Annotated in this window: 5 protein-coding genes and 2 pseudogenes; 1 reads left to right on the top strand and 6 read right to left on the bottom strand. The window is 62.3% G+C overall.

Annotated features, from left to right (window positions below; translation table 11 throughout):
* The 6 genes and pseudogenes from JCM25143_RS23900 to carA form a co-directional block, all read right to left on the bottom strand.
* On the bottom strand, positions 1 to 295 hold a 295-nt coding region (locus JCM25143_RS23900), incomplete at its 3' end, for a hypothetical protein (protein WP_234395142.1).
* The gene (gene gpmI / locus JCM25143_RS08910) at positions 296 to 1,834 is read right to left on the bottom strand and encodes a 2,3-bisphosphoglycerate-independent phosphoglycerate mutase (RefSeq protein ID WP_025860855.1); all 1,539 of its coding nucleotides are present in this window, start codon (positions 1,832 to 1,834) and stop codon (positions 296 to 298) included. It lies immediately after the preceding gene.
* 95 nt (positions 1,835 to 1,929) lie between these two features.
* Entirely contained in the window at positions 1,930 to 3,126 is a 1,197-nt protein-coding gene (locus JCM25143_RS08905; RefSeq protein ID WP_025860853.1) for a threonine ammonia-lyase, read from the bottom strand.
* Position 3,127: 1 nt separating this feature from the next.
* Positions 3,128 to 3,601: a transcription elongation factor GreA gene (gene greA, locus JCM25143_RS08900; RefSeq protein ID WP_025860852.1), complete on the bottom strand. Its 474-nt coding sequence runs from the start codon at positions 3,599 to 3,601 to the stop codon at positions 3,128 to 3,130.
* A 108-nt stretch (positions 3,602 to 3,709) separates the two neighbouring features.
* Positions 3,710 to 6,960 (bottom strand): annotated as a pseudogene (carB, locus tag JCM25143_RS18230) (carbamoyl-phosphate synthase large subunit).
* A gap of 20 nt (positions 6,961 to 6,980) precedes the next feature.
* Complete coding sequence (gene carA, locus JCM25143_RS08875; RefSeq protein ID WP_025860846.1) at positions 6,981 to 8,414, bottom strand: glutamine-hydrolyzing carbamoyl-phosphate synthase small subunit; 1,434 nt, start codon at positions 8,412 to 8,414, stop codon at positions 6,981 to 6,983.
* Between the two features lie 250 nt (positions 8,415 to 8,664).
* Here carA and JCM25143_RS18225 point away from each other — a divergent pair.
* Positions 8,665 to 9,118 (top strand): annotated as a pseudogene (locus JCM25143_RS18225) (GatB/YqeY domain-containing protein).
* The last annotated feature ends 23 nt before the right edge of the window (positions 9,119 to 9,141 follow it).

Genomic DNA, 9,141 nt, shown 5'->3' with positions numbered 1-9,141 from the left:
CGTGGCGGGCCTGAACGACCGAGTGACTGCCCGATGGGCTGGCGGATGTATGGGGCGTGGTATGGTGGGCGTGGTGCGGTTTATGGGCCGTATTGGCCGCTGCCGCCTGTGCCGGACTGTGGGGGAAGGTGGCACCAGCCCCAGCACAGAGCAGGGCTGGCAGCAATACGGCCCGGAGCAGTGCAAAAGACCGTCCGGGCCTCTGTATGGGGCACCGTGTGCTTGCTCTCGCCTGCCGCCGGATTGTGGGCGACAGGGCCGCTGGAGGGCGGGGGAAAAGCCGGTGCGCGTTCATTCAGGGGGTAAGCAGCGAGCAACCCGTCATGTCGGCGGGCTTGGGCAGGCCCATGATATCGAGCAGCGTGGGCGCGAGGTCGGCCAGACGCCCGCCATCCCGCAGGGGCCTGTCGCCCGCGCCAAGAGCCACCAGTGGCACGAGGTTGAGCGTATGGGCTGTGTGCGGCCCGCCGGTTTCGGGGTCGATCATGGTTTCGCAGTTTCCATGATCAGCCGTTATCAGCAGCGCGCCGCCGTTGCGGGTAATGGCCTGAGCAATGCGGCCCACCCCGGTATCCACCGCTTCTACCGCTTTGACGGCAGCTTCCAGAATACCGGTATGGCCCACCATGTCGGGGTTGGCGTAGTTGAGCACGATCAGGTCATACGTGCCGCTGTCAATGGCGCTTACAGCCTTGTCCGTCAGTTCGGCAGCGGACATTTCCGGCTGTAGATCGTAGGTGGCGACTTTGGGGGAGGGCACCAAAATGCGGTCTTCACCTTCGAACAGGGCTTCGCGGCCACCATTCATGAAGTAGGTCACATGCGGGTATTTTTCGGTTTCCGCCATGCGGAGCTGGCGCAGCCCCGCGCTGGCCACAACTTCGCCCAGCAGGTTGTCCAGTGTTTCGGGCGGGAACAGCACCGTCATGCGCGCGCCCAGTGATTCGCTGTACTGCGTCATGGCAGCCACGGCGTCAAAACGGACGATGCGCGCACGGGCAAAGCCGTCAAAACCCGGCTCAAGCAGGGCATCCATCAACTGGCGGATACGGTCAGCCCGGAAGTTGAAAGACAGGATGCCATCGCCATCCTTCATGCCAGCATAGCCGGGCAGAACGGTGGGGATAATGAATTCGTCAGAAACATCCGCAGCATAGGCAGAGGCGATCACCTCATCCGGGGTGGTGCCGTGTTCGCCCTGTGCGCAGACAATTGCGTTATAGGCTTTTTCCACCCGGTCCCAGCGCTTGTCACGATCCATGGCGTAGTAACGCCCGGACAGCGTGGCAAGCTGCACGGAGGCTGGTAGGCTTTCCTGAAGCTGGCGCACATAATCGCGGGCTGAACGCGGGGCCGTGTCGCGGCCATCTGTAAACAGGTGAAAGGCCACAGGCACACCTGCTGCCGCCACAATGCGGGCCAGTGCTGCTGCGTGGTCCTGATGCGAATGCACGCCACCGGGGGAGACAAGGCCCATCAGGTGGCAGGTGCCGCCGCTGGCCTTCAGCCGGGCAATGAAATCCGTCATGACAGAAGATGCGGCCAGACTGCCATCTTCAATGGCGGAGAAAATGCGTGGCAGTTCCTGCATGACAATGCGGCCTGCGCCAATATTCAGGTGCCCGACTTCGGAATTGCCCATCTGGCCTTGAGGCAGGCCCACATCCTCGCCGCTTGTGCGCAGGAAGCTATGCGGGTTTTCGCGCCACAGGGCGTCAAAACTGGGGGTGCTGGCCTGATGGACGGCGTTGTTATCCGTTTCCTCCCGCCAGCCGAAGCCGTCTAGAATGACAAGCATGACAGGACGTTTTGGCTGTGGTGCGGGCGAAGTCATGAACGGGCCTCTGTTTTTTGTTTTTGCCGGTTATGGGTTCGGGTGTTTGTATCCGCCAGACAGTGCCATGAGAACGTGTGGAAACAAAGGCAGGTTCAGGCCCGGCGGACGATGTAGCTCTTTTCCAGTTCCTGTGTGATGCGTTCGGCATGCGCCGGGTCACGCGCCTCAATCATGACTTCAAGCTCGGCCGCCTGTACGGACGGCGCTGCAAAAAGCCGCTGATGCGAAACTTCGATAATATTACCGCCCGCCGCGCCAATAGTGCGCGAAATATCGGCCAGCACGCCGGGGCGGTCAGGAATTTCCATAACCAGCCGCAGGATACGCCCATCGCGCAGCATGGCGCGCAGCAGGGTATTGGCCAGAATGCGGCTGTCGATATTCCCGCCCGAGACAGGCAGCGCCACTTTCTTGCCCGCGAACAGGTCTGGGTAGGTCAGCACGGCGGCAAGGCCTGCGGCCCCGGCTCCTTCACTCACCTGCTTGGCCCCTTCGGCCAGCAGGGTAATGGCGGTTTCCAGCGCGCATTCGGGCACGACCAGCACCTGATCCACCAGCTTGCGGATAACTTCATCCGTTTGCTGCCCGATCTGGAGCACGGCAATGCCTTCGGCAATGGTGGCCCCGCCAGTAGGCATGGTGGCCTGACCGGGGAACGCGCACAGGGAGTCGTATTTTTCCACCTGCACGCCAATCAGGCGCAGGTCGGGGCGCATGGCGCGTGCCGCCACCGCACAGCCTGAAAGCAGGCCGCCACCGCCAATGGGTACCACCAGCGCATCAAGCTCGCCTGCATCTTCCAGCAGTTCCAGCGCGCAGGTGCCCTGACCGGCCATAATGGCGGCATCATCATAAGGGTGGATGAAGGTGCGGCCTTCGCGGGCCTGCATATCCTGCGCAAAGGCCAGCGCCTCGGCAAAATTGTCCCCTTCAAGAACGACGCGCGCACCCCAGTCGCGGGTACGCACCACCTTCGCACCGGGCGTGAAACGCGGCATGACAATAACCGCGTCAATTCCCAGCAGGCTGGCATGGCGCGCAACGCCTTGGGCATGATTGCCAGCCGAAACCGCGATAACGCCACGCGCACGCTCTTCCGGGCTCAGCAGGGCGAGCTTGTTGGCTGCCCCACGTTCCTTGAAAGACCCCACCGCCTGAAGGTTTTCGAGCTTGAGGGTAATCTCGGCCCCCGTCGCGCGTGAGAGGGAGTGCGAGGCAATGGTGGGGGTGCGGATCACCTTGCCGCGGATCCTGTCGGCCGCGGCGGTGATATCCTGAAGGGAGATCATATCAGATAAATTTTACGGACAGGATTTCATAGGTGCGGTCGCCGCCGGGGGCGGGCACAGACACGGTGTCGCCTTCCTGCTTGCCAATCAGTGACTTGGCAAGCGGTGAGGAAATGGAAATTTTGCTCTGCTTGATATCGGCTTCATGCAGGCCAACGATCTGGTAGGTGATTTCCTTGTCGGTATCTTCATCCACCAGGCAGACAGTCGCGCCAAACTTGACATGGCTGCCCGAAAGGCTGCTGGGGTCGATTACCTCGGCAGTGGAGATCAGCTCTTCCAGTTCCATGATCCGCCCTTCAATGAAGGACTGGCGCTCACGCGCGGCATGGTACTCGGCATTTTCTGACAGGTCGCCGTGGCTGCGGGCTTCCGCGATGGCGCGGATCACCGCAGGACGCTCCTCGGATTTGAGCTTGCGCAGCTCATCTTCGAGAAGCTGAAGGCCATTGCCTGTCATCGGAGTTTTCTGCAAGACAAGTCCCCGGAATAAAAACTGTCGGCCTCTGGGGCCGACACGCTGGTTGCATACGCGCCTTACCGTGCGGCAGAGGGCATAGCCCCCCGCCGCACGGTAAAGTGTTCAGAACGATCCGCTAAAGTATGACTGAAGCGGCGCAACATCAAGCGGTCCCTCGCGCATTGCCGCAATGGCGTGGATAGCAGCACGTGCTCCGGCCATGGTTGTGTAGTGCGGAACGCCCAGCACCAGTGCCGAGCGGCGGATATCGAAGCTGTCCGCTACCGACTGCGCACCCTGCGCTGTGTTGATGACCATCTGCACATCGCCCGAGCGGATGGCATCCACGCAGTGGGGGCGGCCTTCCAGCACCTTGTTGACCAGTTCCACCTCAATACCGGACTCGCGCAGGCGGCTTGCCGTGCCGCGTGTTGCCAGAATTCTGAACCCCATCGAGGCCAGCAGGCGACCCAGTGCAGGCAAATGCGGCTTGTCACTCGCGCGCACGGACAGGAACACCGTGCCGCTTTCAGGCAGCTTTACACCTGCGCCAAGCTGCGACTTGGCAAAAGCCCGCTCGAACGACGTATCCAGCCCCATGACCTCACCCGTCGAGCGCATTTCTGGCCCGAGAATAATGTCCACTTCCGCAAAGCGGTTGAAGGGGAATACGGCTTCCTTGACCGCCACATGAGGCACCACAGCCCGGTCATCGAGGTTGAAGGAGGACAGCTTGTCGCCCGCCATCACGCGTGCGCCAATTTTGGCAACCGGCACCCCGGTTGCCTTGGCCACGAACGGCACCGTGCGCGAGGCACGCGGGTTGACCTCGAGCACGAACACTTCCTGATCCTTGATCGCGTACTGCACGTTCATCAGGCCAACAATGCCCAGTTCCCGCGCCATGGCCTCGGTCTGGGCCTTGAGTTCGGTCACGATAGCGGGTGAGAGCGTGTAGGGCGGCAGGGCGCAGGCGCTATCACCGGAATGAATGCCCGCTTCCTCGATATGCTCCATGACGCCAGCCACATAAACGCTGGTGCCGTCGGCAATGCAGTCCACATCCGCTTCGATCGCTTCGTTCAGGTAGCGATCCAGCAGGATCGGGCCAGAGGAGATTTCATGCCCGGCAAGGCGCAGCACATCGCGCATGTAGCGCTGGAGCGATGCCCGGTCGTACACGATTTCCATCGCGCGGCCACCCAGCACATAGGAGGGGCGCACCACAACCGGGTAGCCACGCGCTCGGCCACGATTTCGGCCTCTTCAAGGTTGCGCGCAATGCCGTTTTCGGGCTGACGCAGGCCGAGCTTGTGCAGCATGGCCTGAAAGCGCTCGCGGTCTTCGGCACGGTCGATAGCATCGGCCGGGGTGCCCAGCAGCGGAATACCAGCCGCTTCCAGCGCGCGGGAGAGCTTGAGCGGTGTCTGTCCGCCATACTGGACAATGCAGCCCTTCACGCTGCCGCGGCTCTGCTCGCAGCGGATGAGAGAGATGACATCCTCGGCTGTCAGCGGTTCGAAATACAGCCTGTCCGATGTATCGTAATCGGTGGAGACAGTCTCAGGGTTGCAGTTGACCATGATGGTTTCATAACCGGCCTCACGCAGGGCGTAGGCGGCATGCACACAGCAGTAGTCGAACTCGATACCCTGACCGATCCGGTTCGGCCCACCACCCAGAATGACGATCTTTTCACGGTCGGTGGGAGCGGATTCACAGCTCGGAGCGGCAAACAGCCCTTCGTAGCTGGAATACATATACGGCGTGGCAGAGCTGAACTCGCCCGCGCAGGTGTCGATCCGGCGGTAGGCAGGCACCACACCAGCCGCCTCGCGCAGCTTGGCCACTTCGGCAGCCTGCGTGCCGGACAGGCGCGCGAGCTGCACATCGGAAAAGCCAAGTGCCTTGAGCTGGCGCAGGCCCTGTGCGTCTTTCGGCAGGCCGTGGTTTTCCACGGCGCGTTCGGCCGCCACAATGGTTTCAAGCTGGCGCAGGAACCACGGTTCGAACTTGCAGGCTTCGTGAATATCCTCGACCGAAAGCCCCGCGCGCAGGGCCTGTGCGGCCATGAGAATACGCTCGGGCCGCTGCTGGGACAGGGCTGCGCGGAACGCATCCACCCCGCCATCGCCCGGCACGTCCACGGGGTCCAGGCCGTTCAGCCCGGTTTCCATGGAACGCAGGCCTTTTTGCAGCGCCTCGGCGAAGGAGCGGCCAATGGCCATGGCTTCGCCCACCGATTTCATGGAGGTGGACAGCAGGCCGGTGCACCGGGGAATTTTTCGAACGTAAAGCGCGGAATTTTAACAACGACATAATCGATCGTCGGCTCGAAGGAGGCCGGGGTCGTGCGGGTGATGTCGTTCTTGAGTTCGTCCAGCGTGTAGCCCACGGCCAGCTTGGCCGCGACCTTGGCAATGGGGAAGCCCGTTGCCTTGGAGGCCAGTGCCGATGAACGCGAAACGCGCGGGTTCATCTCGATGACCACCATGCGGCCGTCTTTGGGGTTGACGCCGAACTGCACGTTGGAGCCGCCGGTTTCAACCCCGATTGCCCGCAAGCAGGCAAGGGAGGCATCACGCATGCGCTGGTATTCCTTGTCGGTCAGCGTAAGCGCAGGTGCGACCGTGACGGAATCCCCGGTATGAACCCCCATGGGTCGATGTTTTCGATGGAGCAGATGATGATGCAGTTGTCCGCCGTGTCGCGCACGACTTCCATCTCGTATTCTTTCCAGCCCAGCACCGACTCTTCCACCAGCACTTCCGTGGTGGGCGATGCATCGAGGCCGGAGGCTACGATCTGGTCGAACTCCTCGCGGTTATAGGCAATGCCGCCGCCTGAACCACCCATGGTGAAGGAGGGGCGGATAATCGCGGGAAAACCGATTTCACGCAGGGCTTCGTGCGCTTCGGCCATGGTGTGGGCAATGAGGCTGCGCGGGCTTTCAATGCCGATGGCATCCATGGTCTCGCGGAATTTCTGCCGGTCTTCAGCGCGGTCGATCACATCGGCCTTGGCGCCGATCAGCTCGACATTGTGCTTTTCGAGAAAACCCGAGGCATGCAGCGCCATTGCGGTGTTGAGCGCTGTCTGCCCGCCCATGGTGGGCAGGACCGCATCCGGGCGTTCCTTGAGGATAATGCGCTCGACACTTCGGGGGTGATAGGCTCGACATAGGTTGCGTCGGCCAGCCCCGGATCGGTCATGATGGTGGCCGGGTTGGAGTTGACCAGAATGACCCGGTAGCCTTCCTCTTTCAGGGCCTTACAGGCCTGAGCGCCCGAGTAGTCAAACTCGCACGCCTGCCCGATAACGATGGGGCCTGCGCCGATGATGAGGATGGAGCGGATGTCTGTCCGTTTGGGCATGATGCGTCGATCCTGTCAGTTCAGTTGTGGGCGCCGGCGGTGCGGTCGATCAGGGCGGTAAAGCGTTCGAAGAGATAGAAGCTGTCCGAGGGGCCGGGGCTGGCCTCGGGGTGGTACTGCACGGAAAAAGCTGCGTAACGGTCGGAGGCAATGCCTTCGTTCGAGCCGTCGAACAGGCTGACATGCGTTACATGCGCGTTTTCGGGCAGGGTTTTGGCGTCCACGGCAAAACCGTGGTTCTGGCTGGTGATTTCCACCCGGCCGCTGGCCAGATCCTTTACCGGCTGGTTTGCGCCGCGGTGGCCGCGTTCCATCTTGTAGGTTTTGGCACCCAGCGTGAGGGCCAGAAGCTGATGGCCAAGGCAGATACCAAACAGCGGCACGCCAGCCTCAAGCACGGTGCGGATGGCGGGCACCGCGTAACGCGCGGTTGCAGCCGGGTCGCCCGGGCCGTTGGAGAGGAACACGCCTTCTGGCTTGAGGGCGAGAATTTCCTCGCCGCTGGTAGTGGCGGGCACAACCGTGACATCGCAGCCCGCGGCAACCAAGCAGCGCAGGATGTTGCGCTTGGCTCCGAAATCCACCGCAACGACGCGGCGGCGCTTTTCAGGCACGGCGCGGGTGGCATGGGGCCATTCCCACACGCCATGCGTCCACTGATACGGGGCTTCGCAAGTGACTTCCTGCGCCAGATCCATGCCTTCGAGGCCCGGCCATGCGCGGGCGGTTTCGGCAGCGGCTTCAGGTTCGATCCGTCCATCCTGCGGGAAGAGCAGGATGGCTGTCTGCGGCCCGCCATCGCGGATGCGCAGGGTCAGCGCGCGGGTGTCGACCCCGGCAATGCCGCTTACGCCACGGGCTTTCAGCCATGCATCCAGCCCTTCGGTCGCGCGCCAGTTGGCGGGCGCGGTCACATCTTCCTTGACCACAAGGCCACGGGCGAACACGCGGGTTGCCTCGTCATCTTCCTCATTGGCGCCGACATTGCCGATATGCGGGAAGGTGAAGGTAATGATCTGCCCGGCAAAGGACGGGTCGGTCAGGGTTTCCTGATAGCCGGTCATGCTGGTGGAAAAGCAGATTTCGCCCATGGACTGGCCTGCGTTTTCGGCCGCGCTCTGCGCGGGGGTAAAGGCGCCAAAGCCTTTTCCCCAGAATACGCTTCCATCGGCGAGAACAAGAGCGGCGGTGGCGCCGTCCGGGCGGGCGTCGGGCATGGGGGTTCCTGTCTTGCTGCTTCCCGTTGAGGGGGAGGGTCTGTCTGTCACGGTGGAGGCGGGGCGGAAGTCTTCAAGCGAAAGGCCCGCGGCCTGAGCGATAACGGGCCAGTGCCGGGCCGGTATGGCCTGCGCCTGCCGCCATTTGCGAATGGCTTCAGTGCCCACGCCGGTCAGGCTGGCTGTGGCCTCTGGCCCGCCAAGGCGGGCAATGATGGAGTCGATCGACATGGACATGGCCTAGCTCTGCCTCCCACCTGTGACGTTATTGGGGCATCTGGTGTGTGGGTTGTCTAGCACCCCATCGGGACGAATGGGAAGAAAATTCCCACCCGCCTGAAGTGCGATAAAGGTGAGTTGGGAAGTTTTTTCCCAACTGTGTCGCTTTTCCATCATTCGGGCGGGTGAATTCGCGGGGCTGGGGTGATAAGGTGCGCCGGATCAAGCGCACGGGCTGTCGTGCGGGAAGTCATGCAGGAGCAAACCGATGTCCCTTCGAGATCAACTGATGTCCGACCTGAAAACCGCTATGAAGGCGGGTGAAAGCGCGCGGGTGACGACAATCCGCATGATTACCGCCAAGCTCAAGGATGTTGAGATCGCCGGTCGCGCCAAGGGTGCGGAAGGCTGAGCGAGGATGAAGGCGTGTCGGCCCTGCGTGGCATGATCAAGTCGCGGGTGGAATCCGCCACGCTGTACCGCGATGGTGGTCGCCCCGAACTGGCGGACAAGGAAGAAGCCGAAATTGCGTGATCCGCGCCTATCTGCCGCCGGAAATGGATGATGCCACACTGGCCGCCGCCGTGCAGGCCGCCATTACGGAAAGTGGTGCCACCTCTATCAAGGAAATGGGCAAGGTCATGGCGGTGCTGAAAGGCCGCTTTGGCGCGGAACTGGACATGGGCCGCGCGAGTGCATCGGTTAAGGCGCTGCTGGGTTAATCTTGGCGCGGGTGGCGGGTTTT

This window comes from Acetobacter papayae JCM 25143, assembly GCF_000613285.1.
Lineage (GTDB): Bacteria > Pseudomonadota > Alphaproteobacteria > Acetobacterales > Acetobacteraceae > Acetobacter > Acetobacter papayae.
The sequence above is the reverse complement of the archived record's forward strand: the minus strand, read 5'-3'. Positions and strand labels throughout refer to the sequence as shown.